Origin of the sequence: Mesorhizobium sp. M0239 (assembly GCF_040321815.1) — a bacterium.
In the GTDB taxonomy this organism is placed as follows: domain Bacteria; phylum Pseudomonadota; class Alphaproteobacteria; order Rhizobiales; family Rhizobiaceae; genus Mesorhizobium.
Genome location: NZ_JAMYSG010000040.1, coordinates 13,759 through 39,249 on the forward strand (window position 1 = coordinate 13,759; position 25,491 = coordinate 39,249).

Annotated in this window: 25 protein-coding genes; 10 read left to right on the top strand and 15 right to left on the bottom strand. The window is 61.6% G+C overall.

Features of this window, described 5'->3' with window-relative positions; genetic code table 11:
- The first annotated feature begins 97 nt into the window (after positions 1-97).
- Positions 98-322, top strand: coding sequence for a hypothetical protein (locus NKI99_RS29935; protein WP_013528677.1), 225 nt, complete (start codon positions 98-100; stop codon positions 320-322).
- On the opposite strand, the gene NKI99_RS29940 is transcribed toward NKI99_RS29935, so the two are convergent.
- Positions 314-1,504: a flavin-containing monooxygenase gene (locus NKI99_RS29940; protein ID WP_352613147.1), complete on the bottom strand. Its 1,191-nt coding sequence runs from the start codon at positions 1,502-1,504 to the stop codon at positions 314-316. The genes NKI99_RS29935 and NKI99_RS29940 overlap by 9 nt on opposite strands.
- Positions 1,505-1,855: 351 nt before the next feature.
- Here NKI99_RS29940 and NKI99_RS29945 point away from each other — a divergent pair, with 351 nt between their 5' ends.
- Entirely contained in the window at positions 1,856-2,893 is a 1,038-nt protein-coding gene (locus NKI99_RS29945) for a phosphatidylglycerol lysyltransferase domain-containing protein (protein WP_352613148.1), read from the top strand.
- Between the two features lie 153 nt (positions 2,894-3,046).
- On the opposite strand, the gene NKI99_RS29950 is transcribed toward NKI99_RS29945, so the two are convergent.
- A complete protein-coding gene (locus NKI99_RS29950; RefSeq protein WP_128305642.1) occupies positions 3,047-3,808 on the bottom strand; it encodes an ABC transporter permease in 762 nt (253 codons plus the stop codon).
- Between the two features lie 14 nt (positions 3,809-3,822).
- Entirely contained in the window at positions 3,823-4,749 is a 927-nt protein-coding gene (locus tag NKI99_RS29955) for an ABC transporter ATP-binding protein (protein ID WP_023813461.1), read from the bottom strand.
- Between the two features lie 260 nt (positions 4,750-5,009).
- Between NKI99_RS29955 and NKI99_RS29960 the strand changes: the two genes are divergently transcribed.
- Positions 5,010-6,371: a cytochrome ubiquinol oxidase subunit I gene (locus NKI99_RS29960; RefSeq protein WP_352554369.1), complete on the top strand. Its 1,362-nt coding sequence runs from the start codon at positions 5,010-5,012 to the stop codon at positions 6,369-6,371.
- Between the two features lie 9 nt (positions 6,372-6,380).
- Positions 6,381-7,385: a cytochrome d ubiquinol oxidase subunit II gene (locus tag NKI99_RS29965; RefSeq protein ID WP_128305637.1), complete on the top strand. Its 1,005-nt coding sequence runs from the start codon at positions 6,381-6,383 to the stop codon at positions 7,383-7,385.
- A 146-nt stretch (positions 7,386-7,531) separates the two neighbouring features.
- Here NKI99_RS29965 and NKI99_RS29970 read toward each other — a convergent pair whose 3' ends face one another.
- From NKI99_RS29970 to NKI99_RS29990, 5 genes are all read right to left on the bottom strand, one after another.
- On the bottom strand, positions 7,532-7,819 hold the full coding sequence (locus NKI99_RS29970; protein WP_352613184.1) for a GIY-YIG nuclease family protein: 288 nt from the start codon (positions 7,817-7,819) through the stop codon (positions 7,532-7,534).
- A gap of 184 nt (positions 7,820-8,003) precedes the next feature.
- Positions 8,004-8,741, bottom strand: coding sequence for a peptide-methionine (S)-S-oxide reductase MsrA (gene msrA, locus NKI99_RS29975; protein ID WP_352613149.1), 738 nt, complete (start codon positions 8,739-8,741; stop codon positions 8,004-8,006).
- A 142-nt stretch (positions 8,742-8,883) separates the two neighbouring features.
- Positions 8,884-9,141 carry a hypothetical protein gene (locus tag NKI99_RS29980; protein ID WP_352442941.1) on the bottom strand — a complete coding sequence of 86 codons (258 nt, stop codon included), beginning with the start codon at positions 9,139-9,141 and terminating at the stop codon, positions 8,884-8,886.
- Between the two features lie 105 nt (positions 9,142-9,246).
- The gene (locus tag NKI99_RS29985; RefSeq protein ID WP_352613151.1) at positions 9,247-9,945 is read right to left on the bottom strand and encodes a DUF1223 domain-containing protein; all 699 of its coding nucleotides are present in this window, start codon (positions 9,943-9,945) and stop codon (positions 9,247-9,249) included.
- 344 nt (positions 9,946-10,289) lie between these two features.
- The gene (locus tag NKI99_RS29990; protein ID WP_352613153.1) at positions 10,290-11,459 is read right to left on the bottom strand and encodes a TadE/TadG family type IV pilus assembly protein; all 1,170 of its coding nucleotides are present in this window, start codon (positions 11,457-11,459) and stop codon (positions 10,290-10,292) included.
- 259 nt (positions 11,460-11,718) lie between these two features.
- Here NKI99_RS29990 and lepA point away from each other — a divergent pair, with 259 nt between their 5' ends.
- The 4 genes from lepA to NKI99_RS30010 all read left to right on the top strand — a co-directional run bounded on the left by lepA (position 11,719) and on the right by NKI99_RS30010 (position 16,794).
- Positions 11,719-13,524, top strand: a complete 1,806-nt coding sequence (gene lepA / locus NKI99_RS29995; protein ID WP_127808532.1) for a translation elongation factor 4 — start codon at positions 11,719-11,721, stop codon at positions 13,522-13,524.
- 267 nt (positions 13,525-13,791) lie between these two features.
- On the top strand, positions 13,792-14,361 hold the full coding sequence (locus tag NKI99_RS30000; RefSeq protein WP_352613154.1) for an ABC-three component system protein: 570 nt from the start codon (positions 13,792-13,794) through the stop codon (positions 14,359-14,361).
- A complete protein-coding gene (locus tag NKI99_RS30005; protein WP_352613155.1) occupies positions 14,358-14,879 on the top strand; it encodes an ABC-three component system middle component 5 in 522 nt (173 codons plus the stop codon). Before NKI99_RS30000 ends, NKI99_RS30005 begins: the two co-directional genes overlap by 4 nt.
- The gene (locus NKI99_RS30010) at positions 14,869-16,794 is read left to right on the top strand and encodes an AAA family ATPase (RefSeq protein ID WP_352613156.1); all 1,926 of its coding nucleotides are present in this window, start codon (positions 14,869-14,871) and stop codon (positions 16,792-16,794) included. Before NKI99_RS30005 ends, NKI99_RS30010 begins: the two co-directional genes overlap by 11 nt.
- Positions 16,795-16,829: 35 nt before the next feature.
- Here the strand turns inward: NKI99_RS30010 and NKI99_RS30015 are convergent, their stop codons facing one another.
- Together NKI99_RS30015 and NKI99_RS30020 are read right to left on the bottom strand one after the other, a co-directional pair.
- Complete coding sequence (locus tag NKI99_RS30015) at positions 16,830-17,051, bottom strand: DCL family protein (protein ID WP_352613186.1); 222 nt, start codon at positions 17,049-17,051, stop codon at positions 16,830-16,832.
- Between the two features lie 121 nt (positions 17,052-17,172).
- A complete protein-coding gene (locus NKI99_RS30020) occupies positions 17,173-17,505 on the bottom strand; it encodes an alpha-amylase family protein (RefSeq protein ID WP_352613157.1) in 333 nt (110 codons plus the stop codon).
- 270 nt (positions 17,506-17,775) lie between these two features.
- Here NKI99_RS30020 and NKI99_RS30025 point away from each other — a divergent pair, with 270 nt between their 5' ends.
- Positions 17,776-17,976 carry a hypothetical protein gene (locus NKI99_RS30025; protein WP_352613158.1) on the top strand — a complete coding sequence of 67 codons (201 nt, stop codon included), beginning with the start codon at positions 17,776-17,778 and terminating at the stop codon, positions 17,974-17,976.
- Positions 17,977-18,002: 26 nt separating this feature from the next.
- Positions 18,003-18,305 (top strand): hypothetical protein, encoded by a 303-nt coding sequence (locus NKI99_RS30030; RefSeq protein WP_352613160.1) that lies wholly within the window; start codon positions 18,003-18,005, stop codon positions 18,303-18,305.
- Between the two features lie 551 nt (positions 18,306-18,856).
- On the opposite strand, the gene NKI99_RS30035 is transcribed toward NKI99_RS30030, so the two are convergent.
- The 5 genes from NKI99_RS30035 to NKI99_RS30055 all read right to left on the bottom strand — a co-directional run bounded on the left by NKI99_RS30035 (position 18,857) and on the right by NKI99_RS30055 (position 25,457).
- Complete coding sequence (locus NKI99_RS30035) at positions 18,857-20,497, bottom strand: ABC transporter substrate-binding protein (RefSeq protein ID WP_352613162.1); 1,641 nt, start codon at positions 20,495-20,497, stop codon at positions 18,857-18,859.
- A gap of 481 nt (positions 20,498-20,978) precedes the next feature.
- Complete coding sequence (locus NKI99_RS30040) at positions 20,979-21,926, bottom strand: alpha/beta hydrolase (RefSeq protein WP_352613164.1); 948 nt, start codon at positions 21,924-21,926, stop codon at positions 20,979-20,981.
- 11 nt (positions 21,927-21,937) lie between these two features.
- A complete protein-coding gene (locus tag NKI99_RS30045; protein WP_352613166.1) occupies positions 21,938-22,618 on the bottom strand; it encodes an isochorismatase family protein in 681 nt (226 codons plus the stop codon).
- Between the two features lie 259 nt (positions 22,619-22,877).
- Positions 22,878-24,182 (bottom strand): M24 family metallopeptidase, encoded by a 1,305-nt coding sequence (locus tag NKI99_RS30050; protein ID WP_352613168.1) that lies wholly within the window; start codon positions 24,180-24,182, stop codon positions 22,878-22,880.
- A 303-nt stretch (positions 24,183-24,485) separates the two neighbouring features.
- Positions 24,486-25,457, bottom strand: a complete 972-nt coding sequence (locus NKI99_RS30055) for a GlxA family transcriptional regulator (protein ID WP_128305626.1) — start codon at positions 25,455-25,457, stop codon at positions 24,486-24,488.
- Between the last annotated feature and the right edge of the window lie 34 nt (positions 25,458-25,491).

Below are 25,491 nucleotides of genomic sequence, written 5' to 3' on the forward strand. Positions count from 1 at the left end.
GCCCCAGGATGACGAGGTGACGGGGGGAAGTCGGTCAAGCCTCGGGAAAGACTGGCAATTTAAACGTGGCGCTCTAGGTCGTTATCAGGAGATCGCCATGTCGAAGTCCGTCTATGACCGTGGCTTGCTCAAGCCAGCCGATATCGCCAAGCTGCAGCGCGTGTTCGACGAGGCCTGCCGGCGGCGCGAGGCACATCCCGATTCCGCCGACGCGCGGGAAATCGCGCTTAACCTGCTCGCCCTGCACAATGCCGGCATGGTGGAAGAAGACATGCTGATGGAAGCCGTCGGTTTCCGGCGGCTGGAACCGAAATCAGCGTGATGCGCTGGATTGGTGCGGGGCCGACCTTGCAATTCGTTTGGCGATCGCCTTGGCCAGGATGCCGGCATTGGCGAAGCAGCCGCGAATGCTTGGCCGCATGCCGGTGAACCACAGACCGGGCAATTTTGGATCAGCTTCGCCACCGTTGAAGAGCGGAACGCCCTTGGCGTCGAGCACGCCGAGCTTGCCGACCATGGGCTCCAGCCCGGTGCGGTAGCCTGTCGCGGCAATGACGATGTCGGGATAGATCAGGCTGCCATTGGCCAGGATCACGCCATCGCGGGTGAATTCCCGTATGCCCGGCACGACGGTGATCTTGCCGGCCTTGATGGCGCCGACGGCGCCGTCGTCGGCGGCGATCGCGGTGTAATCCGAGCTCAGGCGGCTGGCGCCGCCCGCAGGCGCGGGCGGCAGGCCGAATTTGGTCAGGTCGCCGAAAACCAGCCGCTGCGTTGCCGCCATCACGGCATCGGCGATCCGCAAAGGCAGGCGCGCCATGAGCGGCGAAAGCCTATGCACGGCGATCTTGGCAATCCGCTTGGGCAGCAAAGCGGGGCCGTTGCGGGCCGACAGCCAGATGGCTGCCGTGTTGATGCCGGCCAGATGATTGAGCGCGTCGAAACCCGAATTGCCGGCGCCGACGACCAGCACTCTTTGGCCCGCATAGGCTTGCGCGTCACCGAAATCCGCCGAATGAACGATGCGCCCGGCGAAATCCTTCATGCCTTTCCATTCGGGGGTGAATGGCTGCCTGTCGCGGCCGGTGGCGATGACGACATTGCGGGCGAAGCGCGGTCCGGCGCTGGTGCGCAATGCCCAGTGATCGCCCTTGAAGGTGATCTCTTCGACCGCGACGCCAAACTGCACCGGCAGCCGGTTCTCCTTCTGGAAATCGTTCATGTGGCGGATGACGACCATCCTTTGCGGAAAGGCGGGCGTGCCAGGGGGAAAGGCGAGACCAGGCAGCGAAGAAAGATCGCGATGGGTGTTGAGATGCAATTGCTGGTGGCGCCGGTGCCAGGGCTCGGCCAGCCGGCTTTCCTTTTCCAGGATCGCCGTCGGCACGCCGGCGTTCATCAAGGCATGCGCGGCGGCCAGCCCGGCAGCACCGGCGCCGACGACGATTGCCGGCTCGACCATGGCCGGCAGATCCGCAACCGATCTGATTGTCGTATCAGTCATTCACTCGAATCCCATTGGACGTCCCGCCGCAAGGCTCGCAGGACGCTGTAACCGTTTGATCGCGCGCAGGATCCCTGCAGCAAACCGCGGCCGAATTTCGAGCGATGCGATTTAGCGCCACACGCCGGGCCGCGGTTGCGCTCTATATGGCATATGCGCGATATCAACGGTAATCAGTTCGCGGCAATGTGATTGATTCGAGGCCTTGGGTGGCTGGCGGGTCTCGGTTATCCCCCACGCGCATGCCCGAAGTCGAGTCCGATTTTCGAGTCATGCGCAGAATCAAAGTGTTACAGCACCTTGGCGCGTCCTGGACGGCCGGCGCTGTAGGTGGCACGCGGAATCTCGACCATGCCCTCCTTGCGGTTCTATTTCGACAAGATCCTTGAGGCCGCCGCGCCCGAGGTCGAGCGGCAGGCGCTGACCCATGTCGAACGCCTGGCACTGGTGCGCCGCTATGGCGACTTCTCGCTCGCCTATTCCACCGCCGTGCAAGGCAAGCTTTCCTATTTCGGCGACGCCGACGGCTACATCGCCTTCGGTACCAAGATGAAGCACCACTTCGCGCTCGGCGACCCGGTGGCGGCTCCGGCGCGTCGGGCCGATTACATCAAGCGCTTCGTCGAGACCGCCGGCAGCCCATGGTTCGTGCAGGTCGGCGAGGACACCGCATGCGTGCTGGCCGGGCTTGGATACAAGGTCAATCGCCTCGGCATCGACACCCGCCTCGCCCTGCCCGAGCATGATTTTTCCGGGAAGCGCAACGACACCGTGCGCTACTCCGAGCGCTGGCTGCTGAAGAAAGGCTTTTCGTTCGAAGAGGACAAGCGCACCATCTACCTCGACGAGATCGCCCGGCTTTCGGAAAACTGGCGCGGCGACCGCATCGTCAAGCGCTGGGAGATGGGTTTTCTCAACCGCCATTTCGCCGACCATCTCGGCACCGACATGCGCCGTTTCGTCCTGCACGGTCCCGATGGCGAACTGGTCGCTTTGCTCGACTTCGACCCGTTGTTTGCCGACGGCAAGGTCATCGGCTACACCACCGCCTTCAAGCGCAAGCATCTCGACGCCTCACCGCATGCCGAGATCGGCCTGACCAAGTTCGCCGTCGACCGTTTTCGCGAAGAGGGCATCTCGGTGGTCACGCTCGGCCTGTCGCCGCTCGTCGATGTGGGTCCGAGCGGATTTGCCGAAAGCGATTTCTGGCGCAATGCCTTCCAGCGCGCCTATTCTTCGCCCTGGGTCAATCGGCGCAGGTTCAACCTGCAGGGCCAGGCGGCGTTCAAGCGCCGCTTCCACGGCGTCGAGGAGCCGGTCTACATCGCCTTCCGCAAGGGAACGTATGTCGAGATGCTGGGGCTGCTGCGGCTGGTCAAGGCGATCTAGGTCTGCTGATATTCAGGTGATGCCGGCCTGCAAATGGCGGCTTCCTGCGCTTCCGGTGCTCACGTACGAAAAGTACGCTCCGCTCCGGTTCTCGGAATCCACCATTTTCGTCTCGGCCTGACCTGAATCTCAACAGACCTGTACTTTCGCCGCTCAATTCCTCAGCCGATAACCGGTCCTGAAGATCCAGGCGACGATGCTTATGCAGACCAGCAGGAAGACGACCGTCATGCCGAGGCTGACGCCGACCGAAACGTCGGACTTGCCGTAGAAGCTCCAGCGGAAGCCGCTGATCAAATAGACGACCGGGTTGAACAGCGTCACCGTGCGCCAGATCTCGGGCAGCATGTTGATCGAATAGAAGCTGCCGCCGAGGAAGGTCAGCGGCGTGATGATCAACAGCGGCACCAGCTGCAGCTGCTCGAAACTCTTCGCCCAGATGCCGATGATGAAGCCGAACAGGCTAAAGGTCACCGCTGTCAGCACCAGGAAGGCGAGCATCCAGAACGGATGCAGGATGGTCAGCGGCACGAACAGCGAGGCGGTGGCCAAGATGATCAGGCCGAGGATGATCGACTTGGTCGCGGCGCCGCCGACATAGGCGATGACGATCTCCAGATAGGAGACCGGCGCCGACAGAAGCTCGTAGATCGAGCCGACGAATTTCGGGAAATAGATGGCAAAGGAGGCGTTGGAGATCGACTGCGTCAACAGCGACAGCATGATCAGACCCGGCACGATGAAGGCACCGTAGCTGATGCCGTCGATCTCGGTGATGCGCGAGCCGATGGCCGAGCCGAAGACGACGAAATACAGCGACGTCGAGATGACCGGCGAGACGATGCTCTGCAGCACGGTGCGGAAAGCACGGGCCATTTCCATCCGGTAGATCGCCCATACTGCGCGAAGGTTCATGGCGGCGCGCAGGTTCATGGCTCCCTCCTCACCAGATTGACGAAGATCTCCTCGAGCGAAGAGTTTTGCGTGTCGATATCGCGGAACTGGATGCCGCCGGCCTCGAGATCGCGCATCAACGAGGCGACGCCGGGCCTCTCGGCCTGATTGTCATAGGTGTAGGTCAGCTGCCCGCCATCCGGCGACAATTCCAGCGCATAGCGCGAGAGCGCCTCGGGAACGGCCGTCAGCGGATTGCGCAGTTCCAGCACCAGCCGCTTGCGGCCGAGCTTGCGCATCAGTTCGGCCTTGTTCTCGACCAGGATGATCTCGCCGCGATTGATGACGCCGACGCGGTCGGCCATCGCCTCGGCTTCCTCGATATAGTGCGTGGTGAGGATGATGGTGACGCCGTCCTCGCGCAGCCGGCGCACCATCGCCCACATGTCCTGGCGCAGCTCGACGTCGACGCCGGCGGTCGGCTCGTCGAGGAATAGGATGCGCGGCTCATGCGACAGCGCCTTGGCGATCATCAGCCGGCGCTTCATGCCGCCCGACAAGGTGATCGCCTTGGCGTCCTTCTTGTCCCACAGCGACAGGTCGCGCAGCACCTTCTCGACAAAGCCGGGGTTGGCCGGCTTGCCGAACAGGCCACGGCTGTAATTGACCGTCGCCCAGACGCTCTCGAAGGCGTCGATGGTCAGTTCCTGCGGCACCAGCCCGATCAGACCGCGCGCGGCGCGATAATCCTTGTTGATGTCGTGGCCGTCGACGGTGACCGTGCCCGACGAACGGTTGACGATGCCGCAGACGATCGAGATCAGCGTCGTCTTGCCGGCGCCATTGGGTCCAAGCAGCGCGAAGATCTCGCCGCGCTGAATGTCGAGATTGACTTCCTTGAGCGCGGTGAAACCGGTTGCGTAGGTCTTGGAGACCCCGGAAATGGACAGGATGGAAGGCATGGATGAAAACGGCTGCTTGAAAGAGGTCCCCTGATATAGGACGAATGTCGGTGCTTGCAACCGCAAGTCAATGCCCTGCTGACAGTTCTCGACAATCGTGCCGGCCGGCCGTTGCAGGTGCGGCGCACAGGCCCGGAGTTGCGCGGCACGCAACCGGCAAAATTGTCCTGTGGCGTTCAGCCTCGCGGCAGGACGCCGCTTTGACGTGAACTCGCTTCGGGCCTATCCTTCGCGAGTATTTGCAGCAGCCGGAGCCCATCATGGACCCGCTCATACTTTCGCGTATCCAGTTCGGCACGAATATTTCATTCCATATTCTATTTCCGACGATCACCATTGCGCTGGGTTGGGTGCTGCTGTTCTTCAAGCTGCGCTACAACGCGACCAACGATTCCGCTTGGATGCGCGCCTATTTCACCTGGGTGAAGGTTTTCGCGCTGTCCTTTGCCATGGGCGTGGTTTCGGGCGTCACCATGAGCTTCCAGTTCGGCACCAACTGGCCGGGCTACATGGAAAAGGTCGGCAACATCGCCGGGCCGCTGCTGGCCTACGAAATCCTCACCGCCTTCTTCCTCGAAGCGGCCTTCCTCGGCATCATGCTGTTCGGCTTCCGCCGCGTCTCCAACCGCATCCACACGCTGGCGACGGTGCTGGTCGCCGGCGGCACCACCGTCTCGGCATTCTGGATCATCGCGCTCAATTCCTGGATGCAGACGCCGGCCGGCTTCGAGATGCGCGACGGCGTGGCGCATGCGGTCGACTGGTGGGCAATCATCTTCAACCCGTCAATGCCTTACAGGCTGACCCACATGCTGCTGGCGTCGGGGCTGACGGTGTCGTTCCTGATCGCTGGCCTGTCGGCGCTGCGCTATCTCACCGGCGACCGCTCGGAATCGATGTGGAAGGCGCTGCGCACCGGCGTCTTCACAGCGGCGACCCTGATCCCGATCCAGATCTTCGCCGGCGACCAGCATGGGCTGAACACGCTGGAGCATCAGCCGCAGAAGATCGCCGCCATGGAGGCCAACTGGAACACCGGCCCCAACGTGCCGCTGGTGCTCTTCGCGCTGCCCGACGAGGCAGCCAGGGAGAACAAATTCGAGATCGCCATTCCCGATGGCGCCAGCCTGGTGCTGCGGCACTCGACCAGCGGCGTGGTGCCGGGGTTGAACGACTATCCCGGCAATCATCCGCCGGTCTTTCCGGTGTTCTGGGGTTTCCGCATCATGGTCGGCACGGGCATATTGATGCTGCTCGTCTCATGGTCGGCGGCCTTCTTCCTCAAGCGCCGGCACAGCCTGCCCAAGCCGCTGGCCATGCTGATGGTGCCGATGGCGCTGTCGGGCTGGCTGGCGACGCTGGCCGGCTGGTACACCACCGAAATCGGCCGCCAGCCCTGGCTGGTGACCGGCGTGCTGAAAACCGCCGACGCGGTCGGCCCGGTGGCCGGCAGCCATGTCGCGCTGACGCTCGCCATATACCTCGTTCTCTATGTGCTGTTGCTGATCGCCTATCTCGGCGTGCTGGTGCACCTGGCGCTGAAGGCGGCGAAGGACGGCGATTCATCGCCGCTGCCGGGCGTCATGAACGCCGCCATGTCGCAGCCGGCGGCTGGCGAGTAGGAGAAGAAAATGAGCTTCGACTGGCCAACCGCGCTCCCCTTGATCTTCGCCGGCCTGATGGGCCTCGCCATCCTGATCTACGTCATTCTCGACGGTTTCGATCTCGGCATCGGCATTCTGTTCGCCGCCGCTGAAGACGCCGAACAGGATACGATGATTGCCGCGATCGGCCCGTTCTGGGACGCCAACGAAACCTGGCTGGTGCTGGCCGTCGGCCTGCTGCTGGTCGCCTTCCCGCTGGCGCATGGCGTCATCCTGACGGCGCTCTACATTCCGGTCTTCGTGCTTTTGCTCGGGCTGATCCTGCGCGGCGTCGCCTTCGATTTCCGCGCCAAGGTGCCGACCGAGCGCAAGCACCGCTGGAACCGTATTTTCTTCCTCGGCTCCATCATCGCATCGCTGGCGCAGGGCTATATGCTGGGCGTCTATGTGCTGGGCCTCGATGTCGGCCTCGGCGGCGTGGCGTTCGGCGTGCTGGTGGCGTTCTGCCTTGCCGCGGCCTATGCGGCGATGGGCGCCGCCTGGGTGATCTACAAGACTGAAGGCGAGTTGCAGAGGAAGGCCGTGCGCTGGCTGCGCACCGCGCTGGTGCTGACCGCGCTCGGCATGGCGGCGGTGTCGCTGGCGACGCCCTTCGCCAGCCCGCGTATCTTCGACAAATGGTTCGTCTGGCCGGAAATGCTTTATCTGTCGCCGCTGCCGATCCTGTCGGCGCTTTTGTTCCTGTGGCTGTGGCGGCAGACCTTCCATCTGCCGAAGCCCGACGACCGCCATTCGTTGATGCCGTTCCTGACGCTGGCCGCCATCTTCGCGCTCGGCTTTGCCGGCCTCGCCTGGTCGTTCTACCCGTTCGTGGTGCCGGATCGCCTGACCATCTGGCAGGCGGCTTCCGCGCCGGAGAGCCTGGCCATCATTCTGGCCGGCACCGTGGTCGTGCTGCCGGTCATCATCTTCTATTCGTTCTATGCCTACCGGGTGTTCGGCGGCAAGGCGACGGATTTGACTTATGATTGAGGTGGGTCAGTGGGGGTGAAGGTGTCAGCGGCTACCGTGCCTTTGTCATCCTAGGGCGGAGCAAGGAGCGAAGCGACGCAGCGCAGACCCTAGGATCCATGCCGTAACGGTGGTGCAGTGATCCGACGGTGCAAGAAACGGTGCGCCTACCACCCCGCCCCGCGAAAAAGCTTGAACCACTCCGGATTCGCTTTTTCGATCAGGTCGATCTTCCATTGGCGAGGCCAGCGCTTCAGTGATTTCTCGCGCTGGATGGCATCAGTGATGTCGAAAAATTCCTCATACCAGACCAGCCGCTGCACGCCGTAGCGGCTGGTGAACCCTGCGCCTTGGCCGGATTTGTGTTCCGGCATGCGGCGGCCGAGGTCATTGGTGACACCGATGTAGATCGTGCCACGCTTTTGGCTAGCGGTCATGTAAACGTAGCCTGTCATCGCGCGAAGATAGCTGGCGATCTGCCGGGCAGCCATCCCGCCCCGTTGCATTCTACGCCCAACGTCGCGGCATGGATCCTAGGGTCTGCGCTGCGTCGCTTCGCTCCTTGCTCCGCCCTAGGATGACGAAGGGAAGGAGGGCATCGCCGCCCTTCGCACCTCCCACACGCCAACCAGCGCTATCTCAATTGCTCGCCGACAGCACCAGCACGGGCTTTTCGCTGTAGAGCGTCGGGAACAGTGCCTTCAAGTTCGCCACCTTGGGCAGGTCGTTGTAGACGATGTAGGGATAGGTCGGATTCAGCGTCAGGAAATCCTGATGGTAATTCTCGGCCGGATAGAAGGTCTTGCCGGTTTCCAGCGTGGTGACGATCGGCTCCGGGAACACCTTGGCCTGGTCGAGCTGGGCGATGTAGCTTTGCGCGATCTTCCTCTGTGCATCGGTTTCGGCGAAGATCGTCGAGCGGTATTGCGTGCCGGAGTCCGGACCCTGGAAATTCAGCTGGGTCGGGTTGTGGGCGACCGAAAAATACACCTGCAGCAACTGGCCATAGGTGATCTCAGACGGATCGTAGGTGATCTCGACGGATTCGGCATGCCCGGTGCGGCCTGAGCCGACCGTCTCGTAGACGGCGGTGTCCCTGTCGCCGCCGGTGTAGCCGGAGACGGCCTTGGTGACGCCCTTGACGTGCTGGAAGACGCCCTGCACGCCCCAGAAGCAGCCGCCGGCGAAGATTGCCTTTTCAGTGCCGGTGGCCGCCTTCTCGTCGATTGCCGGCGGCGGGATCTTCACCGCGTCCTCGGCTGAAACCGCCGGCGTCAGCCAGAAGGCGGCGCCCGCTGCGGCAAGTGCCAGGGCGGCGAGCGCGCTGCGGAAGACGTTCGACGATTGTCTGGTGACTGGTTTTTGAATGTCGGTCATGGCTTGAGCTCCTGTGACGTCCATCATGTGGAGTCTATTGGATAAGATACGATCATGCGACGGGCGAGTTGCGGCCGAAGCCTCACTTTCACGTGCATCCGGCTTCGGACCCGCGGGACCGAAGCCGGAAACAGCACCACCTTTACTTGGCCGGCGCCATCGCATCCGTTGCCGGCTTCATGGCGTCGGTTCCCGGCTTCATGGAATTGGTGGCCATCGGGTCGGCCGGCTTCATCGCATCGGTTGCAGGCTTCATCGCATCCGCGGCCGGTTTCATCGCATTTGCAGCCGGCTTCATCGCGTTGGTCGCGTCGTCGGCACGGGCGATGCCGCCGGCAAACAGTGCCGTCGAGCACAAAGCGAGAGCGAGCGCCGGCAGCGTCAGGCGGGAAATGGTCATTGATGGTCTCCTTGGGGTTGGGTCGTTGAAGGCGCGCCCTCTTGGCGGCCGTGCTATGCGGCGCCGCTCCATGCGGCGTTGCGCAATCTCTTGCCGAAGCGCGATCTAGTCGGCCGCGGCAGCCAGGATCGGCCCGCCACCGGGCGACTGCACGAGCACGGCGGTGCTCAGGCCGCCGGATGCGGCGGGCAGCGGATACGTCGTGGCCGCGCCGGTCCAGCTGCCGAGGTTATTGAGCGCATGCACGACATTGGCGTGCGGCAAGGTGCGGCCGGTGTTTTCGCCGCGCGCCACCGGCACCTCGACGACGCCCTTGGCATAGCGCACCAGCCAGACATCGGCGTGGCCGCCAGGTGCGGCGCCGGCGCCGATGCTGATCTTGCCGCCATCGAGCGACAGTGCCGGGCCTCTTATCCGGCCGCTCGCCGAGATCAGCTTTTCGATCTCGCCGGGTGCGGCGCCGACGACATCGGCATGGCCGTTGACCACCACTTGCGGCGTGAACGGCCCGTCACGGCCGAGCGCCGGCTCGTAATTGACCTGGCGCCGGGTGAATTCCTGTTTTCCGAAAATATCCTTCCAGCCGAGATAGTCCCAGTAGGTGACGTTGAACGACAGCGCCAGCACGCCGGGCTGGTCCTTGACCCTGATCAGATTGGCGTTGGCCGGCGGGCAGGACGAGCAGCCCTGGCTGGTGAACAGCTCGACCACGGTGAGCGGCTGGGCCGCCGCCGCACCGAGCGACGCCGCCAGCGCGAGCGCTGAGAGGCTGGACACTTTGATGAACGTGCAGGATCGCGACATCGGCTTGCTCCGTGGGCAGCGGCGCCTGGATGCACCGCTCATGTCCCCACTTCGCCGCTGCTTGCTGCTTCGTTACAGCGCTCACCGATTTGTGATGAAGGTTCGGGAGATCGCAGGGAAAGCCGGAGGGACAGCACCCCCCTCTGGCCTGCCGGCCATCTCCCCCGCAAGGAGGGAGATCGACCCTCATCACGGCTTTCGCCTATCACTAGCTTCGCAACAGGAGCGCGGCCGACGAAGCTGCCAATCTCCCCCCTTGCGGGGAGATGTCCGGCAGGACAGAGGGGGGTGTGAAGGATCGCCAAGCCTCACAAGCCCATAGGGCGTTTAGCCTGGGGCAGCGTCTACTGCGTCAGCACCGTGTTGGAGGGCCGCTTGTTGAAGTCGCACTTGCCGGTCACGCTGTAGAAGAAGTCGGCGTTCGTGACGTCTGGCAGTGGAGGATTGTTGCCGCCGTCTTCCCATGCCTGGTCGCTGGTCTGGCTGCAAGGCACCACTTTGAAGATGTCGACGTCCGTGTTGCTGGCAACCTCGACGGGGAGGTATTTGGAAGGGTCCAGTGCCTTTTGTGCCGCGGTGTTGTACCCGGCGCCGAGGTAGAGCCGGTTCGACGTGTCTGTATTGTTCGACTTGAGCGGGTTGACCGGTCCGGACGGCACATCCATCTGCAGATAGAGCTTGTCCACCGTGCTCACGTTGATTGTTGCGCCACTGCTGTTTCCGGCGGTATTCGTGGTCGCGCACGTCGTCTTGAAATAGATGGTGGCGCTCGTCTTTCCGCTTTTTGCCACCGCGGTGCTTCTGTAAACTCCCGCAGTGGCAGTGAAATCGGTTGCCGATCCTACTGTCGTGCACACTTGGGTCTGAACCAGCGTATCGGTTGGTCCCGTGGTAATAGTTGTCGTGCCGTAACCTTTCGGCTCGGTAGCCGTATAGGTCTTACCCCCGCTCGTATAGGAATAACTATACGCTTTGTAGTTATAGTTGGCCTTCATCATGGCCGTCGGTGTGGTCGTGGAGGTCCAACCGTAGGGAAGGCCGTACAAGGTCATGGTCTTGTTCCAGTAGCCTGAAACGTGATCGACGTTGAATGTGGCCTCCACCAGTGCGGGCGTCTTGCTCACCGCCGACGAGACACCGACCGCCACCGTCGGGATCCTGGCGATCTGCATGAACACGGTCGGCATGGCGTAGCTTGCCGAGGCCCGCGCTGTGGCGGTGCCGTTGGCGCTGACGTCGAAGCTGTTCAGCGTCGCTGTGCCCTGTCCGCCGTTTTCTCTGTAGGTATCCTGGAGCACCACCTGGCGCTGCGGCTTCGTCGAGGCCGTTTCCATCGTGGTGATCGACAGGATCGCGGCGTCGAGTGCCGCCTGCTCGGTCGACCTGGTCTGGACCGCGGAGGTGTAGTCGACGGAAAAGCCGATCGCGGTGATCAGCGGAATCATGGCGAGAACAAGTATCGGTGCGAACGAGCCGCTCCGCGACTCGATAAAACTGCCTGCAAGCCCCCGCATGCCTTCGTCCTTACATCAGATATTTCCCCCCGCTAACATGCCGATCACAAATTATGCTCTAACGCGCGTGGTTAAAATTTATCGATTTTTCGAGGAATCCGGGGGAAAAGGCGACAAGCGCCCGCACCGCTTGCCCCGGCAGCGGCCTGCTCTGCCTTCCCGGCAGCGCCCGTACGGCTTGCCAGGCAACGGGCCGCGCCACATGTGCGGCGGCAGCCTGCCGCTTGCTCGGGCAAGCCACCCCTGCTAAACGCGCGCCATGAGCACGCCCCTCGACCACATCCGCAATTTCTCCATTGTCGCCCATATCGACCATGGCAAATCCACGCTTGCCGACAGGCTGATCCAGCTGACCGGCGGGCTGGAGCTGCGCGACATGAAGGAGCAGGTGCTGGACTCGATGGACATCGAGCGCGAGCGCGGCATCACCATCAAGGCGCAGACGGTGCGGCTGAAGTACCACGCCAACAATGGCGAGGACTATATCCTCAATTTGATCGACACGCCCGGCCATGTCGACTTCGCCTATGAAGTGTCGCGTTCGCTCGCCGCCTGCGAGGGTTCGCTGCTGGTGGTCGACGCTTCTCAGGGCGTCGAAGCGCAGACGCTGGCCAATGTCTACCAGGCGATCGACAACAACCACGAGATCGTCGTGGTGCTGAACAAGGTCGACCTGCCGGCAGCCGAGCCCGAGCGCATCCGCGAGCAGGTCGAGGAGGTGATCGGCATCGACGCTTCCAACGCCGTGCTGATCTCGGCCAAGACCGGGCTCGGCATTCCCGATGTGCTGGAAGCCATCGTGCACCAATTGCCGCCCCCGCGCGAAGGCGACGCGACCGCCCCGTTGAAGGCGATGCTGGTCGACAGCTGGTACGACGCCTATCTCGGCGTCATCGTGCTGGTGCGCGTCATCGATGGCGTGCTGAAAAAGGGCCAGACCATCCGCATGATGGGCACCGGCGCAAAACATCTGGTCGAGCGCACCGGCGTGTTCACGCCGGCCCGCATCAATGTCGACGAGCTCGGCCCCGGCGAGTTCGGCTTTTTCACCGGCTCGATCAAGGAAGTGGCCGACACCCGCGTCGGCGACACCATCACAGAGGACAAGCGCACAACCGCCAAGGCGCTGCCCGGCTTCAAGCCGGCGCAGCCGGTGGTGTTCTGCGGCCTGTTCCCGGTCGACGCCGCCGATTTCGAGGATTTGCGCGCAGCGGTCGGCAAGCTGCGCCTCAACGACGCCAGCTTCTCTTTTGAAATGGAAACCAGTGCGGCGCTCGGCTTCGGCTATCGCTGCGGCTTCCTTGGCCTGCTGCATCTCGAAATCATCCAGGAGCGGCTGGAGCGCGAGTTCAACCTCGACCTCATCGCCACGGCACCGAGCGTCGTCTACCGGCTGGCTCTCACCGACGGCTCGATGAAGGAGCTGCACAACCCGGCCGACATGCCCGACGTGGTGAAGATCTCAGCGATCGAGGAGCCGTGGATCCGCGCCACCATTTTGACGCCTGACGACTATCTCGGCGGCATTTTGAAACTCTGCCAGGACCGGCGCGGCATCCAGGCCGACCTGTCCTATGTCGGCAAGCGCGCCATGCTGATCTACGACCTGCCGCTCAACGAAGTCGTCTTCGATTTCTACGACCGGCTGAAGTCGATCTCCAAGGGCTACGCCTCCTTCGACTATCACCTCACCGACTACAAGGAAGGCGACCTCGTCAAGATGTCGATCCTGGTCAATGAGGAGCCGGTGGATGCTCTTTCCATGCTGGTGCACCGCACGGCGGCGGAAAAGCGCGGAAGGCAGATGTGCGAGAAGCTGAAGGAGCTGATCCCGAACCATCTGTTCAAGATCCCGATCCAGGCGGCAATAGGCGGCAAGGTCATCGCCCGCGAAACCATCTCGGCGCTGCGCAAGGATGTCACCGCCAAATGCTACGGCGGCGACGTGAGCCGGAAGCGCAAGCTGCTGGACAAGCAGAAAGAAGGCAAGAAGCGGATGCGCCAGTTCGGGAAAGTGGATATCCCGCAGGAGGCGTTTATCCAGGCCTTAAAAATGGGTGATTAGCCTTTTAAGTAGTGCCGAAGTTAAAGAAATGATGCTAAATTGCCTCGCAGCGGGGGTGATTCATGGCGACAATTGCGAACTACATTTCTGAAATAATTAGCTTTCTAGTCGGCGCGTGCGCCGGCTCACTTATTACGTTCCAAGTTATCAAAACCAGGGCAGGTCCCGGTGGAACCGCTGTAAACCAAGGTGGAGCTACTGCTGGCGGTGATGTGGTAGGGCGCGACAAGACCACTATCAGATAGTGTGTCTACTGGGGCGCGGACCGTGACGATAACTACCACCGTTGATCAATCGGGAGCCAGTGCAGAGCGCGATCTAGCTGGCCGGGATATCCATAACACTTACAACTATCCTGTCCTCAACAGGGTAAGCGCTGTAGAAAAATTGCTGCAGAGACTTCAAGTCGAAATGGAGCAAAATCTAACCGTCCGCGACACCATTGACCGTCTTCAGCGATTTTATTCGCAGCGTTCTCATGATGGTATAAACGGACTTAAGGCCAAATTAGAGGTGAGCGGCCGAGAGTCGTCCTATTTTGCCGCCCTGGAAATGAAGGAGATGTTCGTTAAACTCCTGGAGCGCTGGTCGCTCTATGCATCCGCACAGCAGATAATGGCGCATCTTTTAGCCAGGGCGGAGCGGCAATTTAACGACATAATACTCCCTCAAATTTCAAATTGCGATGAGGCTCAAATTAACAAGATTACCAATGAGCTTATAATCTCCCCGACGGTTGACGATTGCGGTGCAAGCGTGTTTGAAATAGATCATAATACGGCCATGGGTATGGTTTATTGGCTTGCTGAACAGTGTTTTATACGTTGGCATAAATGACGCAGTTATCCTTCCAGCCGGCCTTTGATGCGTTCCACACAGTGTTCAGATTCTTGCGTCTTCGAGCTGTTGTGGAGGCTGTTGGGCCGCTACCTTACGACAAGATTCGGATATTGGATTTCTACCTGCTCTTCCCCCACAAGATTCAGGACATCCGTCTGACGCAGAAGCATCAGAAGTTCAAAAAGTTGTCGGAAAAGTATTTCTATATGAAGCCGTATGGGGAGCTTCCTGACTCGCGCATGTTGCTTGAACGTATGGGGCCGATGCAAGTCGCCGCAGCCCAGACCCTCGCCACTCGGTCGCTGATGAGTAGCGAGGCGCTTGAGCATGAGGAAGTCCGGGCTACGAAGGCAGCACTCCCACCCGAACTGGCGACACGCATCGAGCAGCTCAATGAGTCACAATCAGATCTGATGGAGTTTTTGAGCATTCTAGCGAACGACTATCCCCTCGCGGGGGACAGCGGCCTAAAGGCACGAACCGGTTTAATGGAGCATCGATACGATGCGATATGAGCCAACGCTAATTGTAACTCGCGTGGTGGTCGAGCGCGGGAAGCTGGTAGTTTACGACGAAAAGTTTCACGAGGGTGTCAATGTCGTTCGCGGAGACAACTCCTCGGGTAAGTCCACGGTATTGAATTTCATTTTCTATGGGCTTGGCGGGGAATTGGGTGATTGGAGCGCCGTCGCTCGTCTCTGCACCAGGGTCATCGTCGAGGCGCGCATCAACGGGCGTATAGCGACTCTTAGTAGAGAGATTTCCGAGACCAGCGGCCAGCAACCAATGGAAATCTTCGGCGGTCCGTTCGAGCTAAGCTTGGGTGCCGCTCGATCGGAATGGGTACGCTATCCATACAAAACTACGAATAATCGAGAGAGCTTTTCTCAAGCGATATTCACTCTTCTAGGTATTCCTGAAGTCTCTAGTGATCTGTCTGGCAATATAACGATGCATCAGATATTAAGATTGCTATACGCCGATCAGCTAAGCCCTATTGAAGATATATTTCGCTTTGAGCGATTCGACCAAGCGAACTTACGCGATACGGTAGGTCGGTTGCTTTGCGGAGCTTATGACAGCGCGTTATATGATAACGATCAGAAGATAAAAGAATATGGTAAAGAGCTGGACAAAATAATTGGTCAACTGCACAGCCTGTTCCTGATTCTTGGAAAGGTCGGCGGCTCGGACCAGGGACTGACCCCTGAGTGGATTGAAGCACAGAGAAAAAGTCTGGCGGGCGAGACGGCTGCTAATCAAAACGCTATCGAAAAAGCGGAGCAGGCGCTATTTGCAAGCAAAGCCGAAGATGAATTTACGCTCGAAATCCAAAATAAGGTTTACCGAGAGGTGCAGGAGCTTCAGTCCAACCTGGTGTATGCTCGTCAGGAGCGGGACGGACTGACGCTAACCATTGTTGACTCCGACTCGTTCTTATCGAGCCTTCGAAGCAAAGTCGATGCCCTCAAAGACTCTGCAAAAGTGGTTGAACATATCGGCGAGGTTCGGTTTCAGTGGTGTCCAGCATGCTATGCGCCCTTGGATGACGATCCCGTTCCTCACAGTTGCCACCTCTGCAAGACGCCCTTTGATTCAGAGCAGACCCAGGTGCGGGTTTCTGCGTTGATTCTGGACACTAGCTTGCAAATAAGTCAGTCAGAGGAACTTCAGAAAAAGCGCAAGGAACGCCTCACGCAGCTTGATACCAAATTGCATGTGTTGGAGGAGCAGTGGCGGCGGGCTTCTATGCAATTGGCTTCGGCACAGCGTCTTCCATCGACTTTGGCGAGAGAGCGACTTGGAGAGCTACATCGACGCTCGGGCTATCTGGATCGCCAAGCCGAAGATCTTGAACAAAAGGCTCATCTGGTCGAGACGGTTCGAGCGCTATCAAGCAGACGGGAGGATCTCGAGGGCGAGATAGCGAAATTGAAATCAAAAAATGAGGCTTTGCGTGCGCAGCAGCAGAACAGGCTATCCATAGCATACACCCGCATCGCCGATGAGGTAAAAGAACTGCTTCGAAACGATTTGAGAAGGCAGGATATTTTTGAGGACCCAAAGGAGGTCAGTTTTACATTCGGAGGGAACAAGGTAAGTGTAGATGGAGAGAATTACTTCTCGGCAAGCTCTAGAGCTGTTCTAAAGAGCAGTTTCTATCTAGGATTTTTGGCCGCAGCGACAAAGACGGATTTCTTTCGTCACCCTCGCTTCTGCATGATTGACACGCACGAGAACATGGGCGTCGAAGCAATTCGAAGCCAGAACTTCCAGTTGCAGATCCTGCGGGTGTCTAAGGAGAGCAAGGTTGAGCACCAGATCATTTATGCGACAGCAATGATTGAACCGGAATTGGAGGACAACTCGTATACGGTGGGTGCATTCTCCACGAGCGATGATAAGACAATCGCGATCAGGCTATCGTAGGCTCGCGCGCACCCGATCGCCTCACCGGAGAGCCACTAATCCCCAAGTTTGGGGGCAAGGCAATGTTTAAACGAAAAGTCGATGCGGCTTCCGTCGGTTCTAATTATCCAAAAACATCTGCCGCCAAAATCGTCGGGCGCGTCACCGACCTCAAAATGATCGATCCCCGATCCGACCTTTTCCCGTTCCTCGTCATGTCGCCTCAAGAGCGCTCGAAGCTCCGGCGCGTCAAAGTTGTCTACTCTTTCTCCAACCATATATTTATAAAGTATCCCCCGAAAGAACTCGGTCGCATCGCCTGCCTTTGCGAAGCGTCGGGTTTCGAGTTGTATTGATCTTTTGGCCACAGACGTTACCCAAGCGAGTGATCGAATTATTCTATTTCTTAGGCTGCTTGACGTCGGAATTAAAGGTCGCCTCCTCCGATGAGGTAACAATCCATTTCTCTATAGTCACTTTGATCCCGATAGCCTTGGCTGTGGCAACGCCAGCTGCCTTCAAGGCAGCTACCGCAGCATCACGTGTAGCGAACGTTCCTTCCAAAGTCGTGTTCGGAAGTCGATACCAATCTTTTCCGTCCGTGACCCAAAGGCGCCAGCCAAGCTTCGTGGCTTGTTCAAGGAACTCCGAGTAAGGTTCAGGATTGGTCTTCATAAGGTCATAAGTGGCGAGGTAGTCTGGCATAACGGAAAAGCCCAACACGTTGAACAATTCCCGATACCCGAAAACGCCAGGCAGAAGCAAGCAAAACAAAATTCGACACCAGCTGGCTGGGCTTTCAGGCTAAGTCCTTCCTCATGGGACATTTCTAGGCTGGTCCACGTGACTTGTTTGTGGAGCTCGTATTTGTTGACATCTACAGCAATCCACTGAAGAGCACGCAGACCTCCGGGGCTGTTTTGCCGATATCGATACGCCAGCCCAATCCTTTGAGAACGCCTCCCTCTGCAGTATAGTCTGCTTTGGCTTGGGAGGCATCACATGCGTTCCACCTCAGACACCGTCGCCGCGATCGGCCTCGCCATCGGTGGCGCATTCGGGCTTGCCGGCACATTCGTCGAGCGCGCCGAACTGCGCGAAACGCTATGGACGATCAACGGTGTGGCGCTGGTGGTGGCGACCGCGCCGCTGACGATGAATACCAGCGGCTCGGCAATGACTGCGTCGCGGCCGGCTTCCTGACCTTTCTTGCCGGCGAGACCCTGCTGATGGCGGGCAATGCGGCGGGGCTGGAGGCCAGCGTGCCTTCCTATGTCGGCGGCATCTCGCTGTGGGCGGCGGCACTTGTCATGGTCAGCGCGCCGAAAACCTTCGCCCTGTGGATGCGGCTCACCGCGCTCGTGGCCGCCGTGCTGTTTGTCGTCTCGGCTTGCATGATCATCTGGGGTGCGCCCTTGCACCTCGCCGCCGCTGCCCGCCGCCGGCTATCCGTTCCTGGTGCTGACTTTTATCGGGTGGATCTGGACGCTTCTCCGGCCCGCGCGGTGAGCTGGTCAGGACGCGTGCATTGACAGCCACTGTCGCCGGACAGCGCCTTTTTCAATCACGCAACGGGCATACCAGTCCGCACCAACCCTGAGTTGGTTGATCGTGCAGACTCGGAGCGCTAGAAAATCCGGGCGGCGGACCTTAATCAGTTCGCCAGTGGCCGGCGCGGGCTCAGGCAACTGCCTCACCGGCATTCGCGCCGGCCATTTCCCAGTTGCATATGGCCAGCGTTGGCGCTGCCCCTCATCTGCCGCCATCTTCTCCCCGTAAACGGGGCGAAGGACGCGGTGGTCGATGATTTCGCTAGTCGCCAACCTTGCAATGGAGGCGCCGGGGATGGCGCGGCTTGGTTCCTCGCCCCACGAAGTGGGGAGAGGTGGCCCGGCGAAGCCGGGACGGAGAGGGGCCAGCGCGGCGTTGGGAGGTAGTTTCTCAAGGGTTGCTGTCGTGTCAGCCAGCTCTCATTCTTGATACGGTTTTGGTTTCGCGAAGGGCGTCCCCCGCTCCGTCCCGGCTTCGCCGGCCCACCTCTCCCCCACTCCCGTGGGGGCGAGGAACCCAAGGATGGAAAGCCTCAACTCTCAATCCAAACCTTCTCAAAATGCTGCTCGAGCGCCTGGTGCTGTTCGCAACCTTCGACGCCTTTGCGGTACGTCCGGTAGACCGAGCGCCAGTAGGGTTGGATGATGATGCCGGAGTCGCGCAGATTCTCCTCGATCTTGGCCATGATCTCCTTGCGCGCCCTGGCGTCCGGGGTCGCCAGCGCCTTGTCGAGCAGCTCGTCGAACTCCTTGCTGGCGTAGGCGCTTTCGTTCCAGGCGGCGCCCGATTTATACGCCAGCGCCAGCACCTGGACGCCGAGCGGGCGGCCGAGCCATTCGGTGCAGGAGAAGGGGTATTTGCTCCAGTCGTTCCAGAAGGTGGCGGCGGGCAGCACGGTGCGCTTGATCTTCAGGCCGGCCTCGCGCATCTGCGCGCCGATGGCGTCGCCGGTGGTCTTTTGCCATTCGACATCGACGGAGATGAGCTCGAACTCGTGATCGGCCTTGCCGGCTTCCGCGAGCAGCTTCTTCGACTGGTCGAGGTCGCGCTTGGCCGGGCCGATATCGGCATATTCGGGGTGCATGGGGCCGACATGGTGGTTGTCGGCGGGCTTGCCGCGGCCGCCGAGGCCGAGCGCCAGCACGGCGGAATTGTCGACGGCGAGCTGGGCTGCGCGGCGCACCTTGACGTCGTCATAGGGCGCGTTGCCGACATTGAAGCGGGCGACGATGGTGGAGCCGGTGGCGATCTCGGAATTCATCAGCCCCATCTGTTCGGTCTGCGAGACGGCATCGGAGGCGGTCTCGTGGTCGGTGTCGATCTCGCCGGATTCGAACGCCGACAGCATGGCGTTGGGGTCGGAGCCGTAGTCGACCCATTTGATGCCGTCGAGATGGAATTCGCCCTTCCACCAAGGCTTATCCCTGCGCTTCACCTCGGCACCGGTCTCGGCATCCCAGCTGACCAGCTCGCAGGGGCCGGTGGTGATGGCCAGCGCCTTCAGCGGGTCGCCATCGCCCTCATAGGAGCGGTGCATGATCAGTGCGGGATAGTCGGCCATGCCGGCGATCAGCGAAATGTCGGGTTTGGGCAGATTGAGCTTGATGGTGAAGTCGTCGACCTTGGCGATGCCGCCATCGACGACCTTCTTGGTGTCGGCATTGACCAGCGCGCCCATGCGCGCGGCGACCGAATTGCCGGGCACCGAGGCATCGCACCAGCGGGTGAGGTTGTGGATGACATCGTCGGCGTTGAAGGCATCGCCATTCGACCAGGATATGCCCTTGCGCACATGCAGTGTGAGCGTCCTGGCGTCGTCGCTCGCCTCCCAGCTTTCGAGCAGCCAGGGCTCGAAGGAGAAGTCGGTGTTCCAGCGCACCAGATATTCGTTGCAGTGGCGGGCGACATTCGACATCTCCACGCCGTCAAAGGTGCGCGGATCCTTGAAACCCTTGACGTTCATGGCGACGCGCAGGACGCCGCCCTTCTTCGGTTCCGCCGCGCGGGCAGGGGTGGTGCTGAGCCCGCCCAGTGCCAGCGCGCCGGCGGCGCTGACGCCGAGGCCGGCCATCAGGGCCAGATATTCGCGGCGGTTGATGCCGCCGGTCCTGAAATCGTCGGCGACGGGCTTGGCTTTCGGGTGCAATTTGCGATCGGTCAGCATGAATTTCATCGTCGTTCCCCTGTTGTTGATGCATGCCGCCCAAAAGTGCCCAGCGGTTTTGGGACAACGGCATGCACAGAAAAATCGCCCCGGCCGATCGACAGACGCGGGGGCGGACGCGACCGCCGGGACGCCATTGCCTGAGGGGAATGATAGAGCGAGGTGACGCTGGGAAGTGTTCGGGAATCCGCAGTGATTGTGCGGGGTTCCGCAGGGGCCAAGCGAGGGCCTCCCCTTCGAAAATTGGCGAAGGGTGACGTGACAGCCAATCTCCCCCCTTGCGGGGAGATGTCCGGCAGGACAGAGGGGGGTGTGAAGGATCGCCAACCTTCGATCCCCAGATCATTTAAAATCGGTCTGAGAACGCGGCTGGACTTAGCTGATTAGCTGAAAGGTCAGCGGGACAGCACCCCCCTCTGTCCTGCCGGACATCTCCCCCGCAAGGGGGGAGATTGGCGCCTCACCGCCGGCGCCTTCCTTCCTCAGCCACTCAATACGGCCAGTCACCCCTGCCCAGCGCGGCAACCGCCGCCACAATCCGCGCAAACGCCTCCGCCGCTGCCGGCACCGTGCTGCGCGCGCGCAGGAAGCTGTGCACCAGTCTCGGTTCCTCGTGCCACCACGCCTTGCCGCCAGCGGCCACAATGCGGTCGCGGTAGGTCTCGCCATCCGAGGACAGCGGGTCGCATTGCGCCGTGACGATCACCGTCGGCGGCAGGCCGGTGAAATCGGTGTCGCGCAGCGGCGAGAAAGTGGGATCGTCAAGCGATTGCCGCCTGGCCGAGCGGACGTCGCGGTAGAAGGCGATGTCGGCCACCGACAGCAGCGGCGCCTCAGTGTGCTCGATATAGGAGCCGGCGCGCTCGTCGCCGCCGAGTTCGGGGTAGATCAGCACTTGCCCGACCGCAGCTCTGATATGGCGGCGCGTCGCCTGCGCCACCGCGGCGGCGAGGTTGCCGCCCGCACTTTCGCCGCACAGCACGAGCGGCAGGCCTGATGTCACCGCTGCCCATTCGAAGGCGGCCAGCGCATCGTCGAAGGCGGCGGGGTGCACGTGCTCTGGCGCCAGCCGGTAGTCGACCGACAGCACGTCGAAGCCGGTGCCGGCGCAGAGCTCGGCGCAGATGTCGTCATGGCTGTCGAGCCCGCCGAGGATGAAGCCGCCGCCGTGGTAGTAGATCACCATCGCCTGGGCGGCCTTGCTGGCAAACCGGTAACGGCGGACCGGGATGTCGCGGCCGGCGGCGGCGATCAGGCCATCGCTGGCCTTGACGCCGGGCGGGCGGCCCTGGTGGAAGGCGCGGCTCATCCGGTCATAGACTTCGCGCTGCTTGCCGATCGGCAGGCCGATGATTTCGGGCGGATACCAGGCGTTGACCGCGTCGATATAGGCCCAGAGCTCTGGGTCGAGGCGGGTTTCGTAGGGGCCCCTGGTCATGCTTTCGACAGTCATAGATCGGCGTAGAGCGCGGCCGCATTGTCGAAGGTGAAACGCAGCGGCACCGAGCCCTCGACCTGCCAGGCTGTGACGGTCTCGCCCGCCAGCAGCCGGCAGGCGCCGTCGGTGTCGGTGACGGCGCCGCCGTAGAGCCGGTTGGCGAGGTTGAGGATGCCGGTCTGATGCATGGCCGCACTGCCGCTGCCGCAAGCATCCTTGACCAAAAGCACGCGAAATCCTCTGGCCACCGCATCCTTGACCGACGCGTCGATGCAGGCCTCGGTCCAGACACCTGCCACAACCAGCCATTCGATGCCCGAAGACTTGATGTCACGCGCCGCCGGCCCCGAACGGAAGGCACTGGCCTCGGCCTTGACGAGCAGCGCCTCGCCATTGGCCGGCGCCACCTCATGGCAGATCTCGGTCAGCGGATCGCTCTTGTCGGAGAAGGCCGACTTGCCGTCCTCACCGACCGGGTGGAACGGCCGGTCCTGGCTGTCGAGATCGACGATGTAGGCCCAATGGTAGAGCGGCACATGGTGCTGCCGCGCCGCCGCCTGCAGGCGCTGGACGTTGGCGAGGATGCCGGCAAAGCCGTCGACCAGGTAGCGCTTGTCCTGCCGGTGCTCTTCCTGCAGGTCGATGAAGATCGCGGCCACCGTGCCGCGCTTGATGGCGATGGGGGTTTTCATGCGGCTTCATTATCCACGGGCGGAGCAGTCCAAGACTCTTGCCTGTGCCGGTGGGACAGCACCCCCCTCTGCCCTGCCGGGCATCTCCCCCGCAAGGGGGGAGATCGGCCGTCGCGAATGCCCTCGCCAATCGTCAGAGTTGCAGGAAAAAGCGCTCCAGGCGACGCTGCCAATCTCCCCCCTTGCGGGGGAGATGTCCGGCAGGACAGAGGGGGGTGCGACGGAATGAGGCGCTTGTTGTGAGCGTTAGTTGCGCGTATCAAACCTGCGTCTCCAGAAACTCATCCTCATAGGGAAAGCGCGACAGAAGCTCCGTACCAGTCTCGGTGATCAGGATCTCGTCCTCCAGCTTGACGCCCTCGCGGCCGCCCTTTTCGCCGATGTAGCTTTCGACGCTCACCACCATGCCTGGCACGATATGGCCGTCGCGGCCATAGGTCTCGTAATCCATGGAATGCGCGATGAACGGCGTTTCGCCATGCATGCCGACGCCGTGCATGACCGAGGTGTAGCGCTGGTCGACGAAACGGTCGGGGATCTTCCACGCCTTCTCGGCAATCTCGCGGAACGCCATGCCGGGTTTGACGATCGAGATGTTATGCTGAACCTGATCGTGCGCCATGCGGTAGAGCGACTTCTGGTAGGGCGTCGGCTTGCCCGGCCCGCAGCGGAAGGTGCGCGAGAAATCCGAATAATAGCCGTAGCAGCCGATGGTGTCGGTATCGAGCGCCAGCAGTTCGCCGGGGCGGATCTTGCGGCCGCTGGCCTCGTTGAACCAGGGGTTGGTGCGCTGGCCGGAGGCCAGCAGCCGGGTCTCGATGAACTCGCCGCCCTGGCGGATGACCTCGCCATACATGATGGCGAACAGGTCGTTTTCCGAGACGCCGGGCTTGATCGCCTCGCGCACCGCATAGACGGCGGCCTCGGCGCCGGCCATCGATACCTGCAGGCATTTGACTTCCTCGGGCGTCTTGACGGCGCGTACCGCCAGGATCTCGCCCTGGCAATCGCGAACCTCGCAGCCGCGCTTTTCGAGCGCTAGCGCCTGCAGATGGCTGCAGCGATCGAGGCCGAGCTTCATCGAGCCACCGCCATGCTGCTTCAGAAGCTCGGCGATCTCGTCGGCGAAGGGACCGGCGGTTTCGTCGTCGCGGCCCGACACCGACGACCAGACGAGCTTGGAAGGACGCGCCTCGTCGATCGTGTCGAGCACCATGGAGACATGATAGCTCTGCGGGTATTCGAACAGCACGATCGGCCCGTCGGTCGGAATGAAGAAATAGCGGGTCGAGTTGCGCAGGAAATAGCCGAACATATTGCGCGAGCCGGTGGCATAGCGCTGGTTGTAGGGGTCGAACAAAACGACGCCGCCATAGCCGGCCTCGCGCATCCAGCCGCGCAGTTTCGCCAGCCGGCCCTTGCGCAGCGCATCGGCATCGATGAAGGACGGCTCGGTGTCCGACAGCCACATACCGCCGGCCGGATCGGCGGCAGCGGGGTGGCGCATGCGGTCCTTGAAGTCCACGTCCTCGGTGCTGTCGGGGTCGAATACGACGATGCTCATGGGGGTACGGCCTTGGCTGGGTTGCGAGGTCGGAGCATGACGCAGGAGGGGCGGAGGGATTGTGCGGAAAACCGCGTTTGTTGTGCGGGATGCCGCGGGCAGATGCGGAACGCTGGCGGGACAGCACCCCCCTCTGGCCTGCCGGCCATCTCCCCCGCAAGGAGGGAGATTGGCTGTCACGAGCGCTTTCGCCAATTTTCAACGTTGAAGAAAGCGCGGGAGGCCAAAGCCGCTGATCTCCCCCCTTGCGGGGGAGATGTCCGGCAGGACAGAGGGGGGTGCTGTCCCGCCAACATCGACAAACTAATGCCGCCTCGCCAATCTCGGCGGATGCCCGTGCTCCTCGCGAAACGCCCGGGCAAAGCTCGACATCGAGGCGAAGCCGCAGGCCAGCGCCACGTCGCGCACGGCGAGCGTCGAATGCGCCAAAAGGTCGGCGGCACGCTTCAGCCGGAGCCGCCGGTAATAGCCATTGGGCGAGATGGCGAGTTCGGAGCGGAAGGAGCGTTCGAGCTTGTCGGAGGAGACGCCGAGCTTCGCGGTCAGCTCGGCCATGCCGAGCCGCTCCTCGACCGCGTCCTCCATGATGGCGATGGCCGACAGCACCAGTTCGTTCTGGACGCCGGTGCGCAGCCGCAGCGGCATCATCTTGCGGTCGATGCTGGAGCGCAGCTGGCTGTGCACGAACCATTCGGCGACGCCGGCGGCGAGCTCGGCGCCGTAATCGCGGGTGATGATCTCCAGCATCATGTCGAGGCTGCCGACGCCGCCGGCCGAGGTGAAGCGCTTGCGGTCGATGACATAGAGGTCGCGCCTGAGCTCAATGTTGGGGAAGGCCTCGGTGAAGGCGGCCTGGCTGGTCCAGTGCAAGGTGCAGGCATGGCCGTCGAGCAGGCCGGCGCGGGCGAGGAAGAACGCCGCATCGGCCACCGCGCCGATATGGGCACCGTTGCGCAGGCTCTTGCGGATCCAGTGTGCTGCGTCCTCGGCGACGAGATGATCGGCATCGCCGCCCGAGCAGACGACGATGCGATCGACCTTCGGCGCATCCTCGGCGTAAAAACCCGGCTGGATAACGACGCCGTTCGACGCCTCGACCGCGCCTTTCGTGCCGCCGACGATGATCCAGCGATAGCATTCTCTTTTCGCCAGGACATTGGCGGCACGCAGCGGCTCGATGACCGAGCTGAACGCCATCATCGGAAAGCCGGGAAACACCAGCACCGCGAAGGTGAGCGGGGTGTCGGTGGGTTTGGGTGGGGCGTGTGTAGCCATGGGGCGCTACACTTCGGGCAGATGGGGTTCGGGG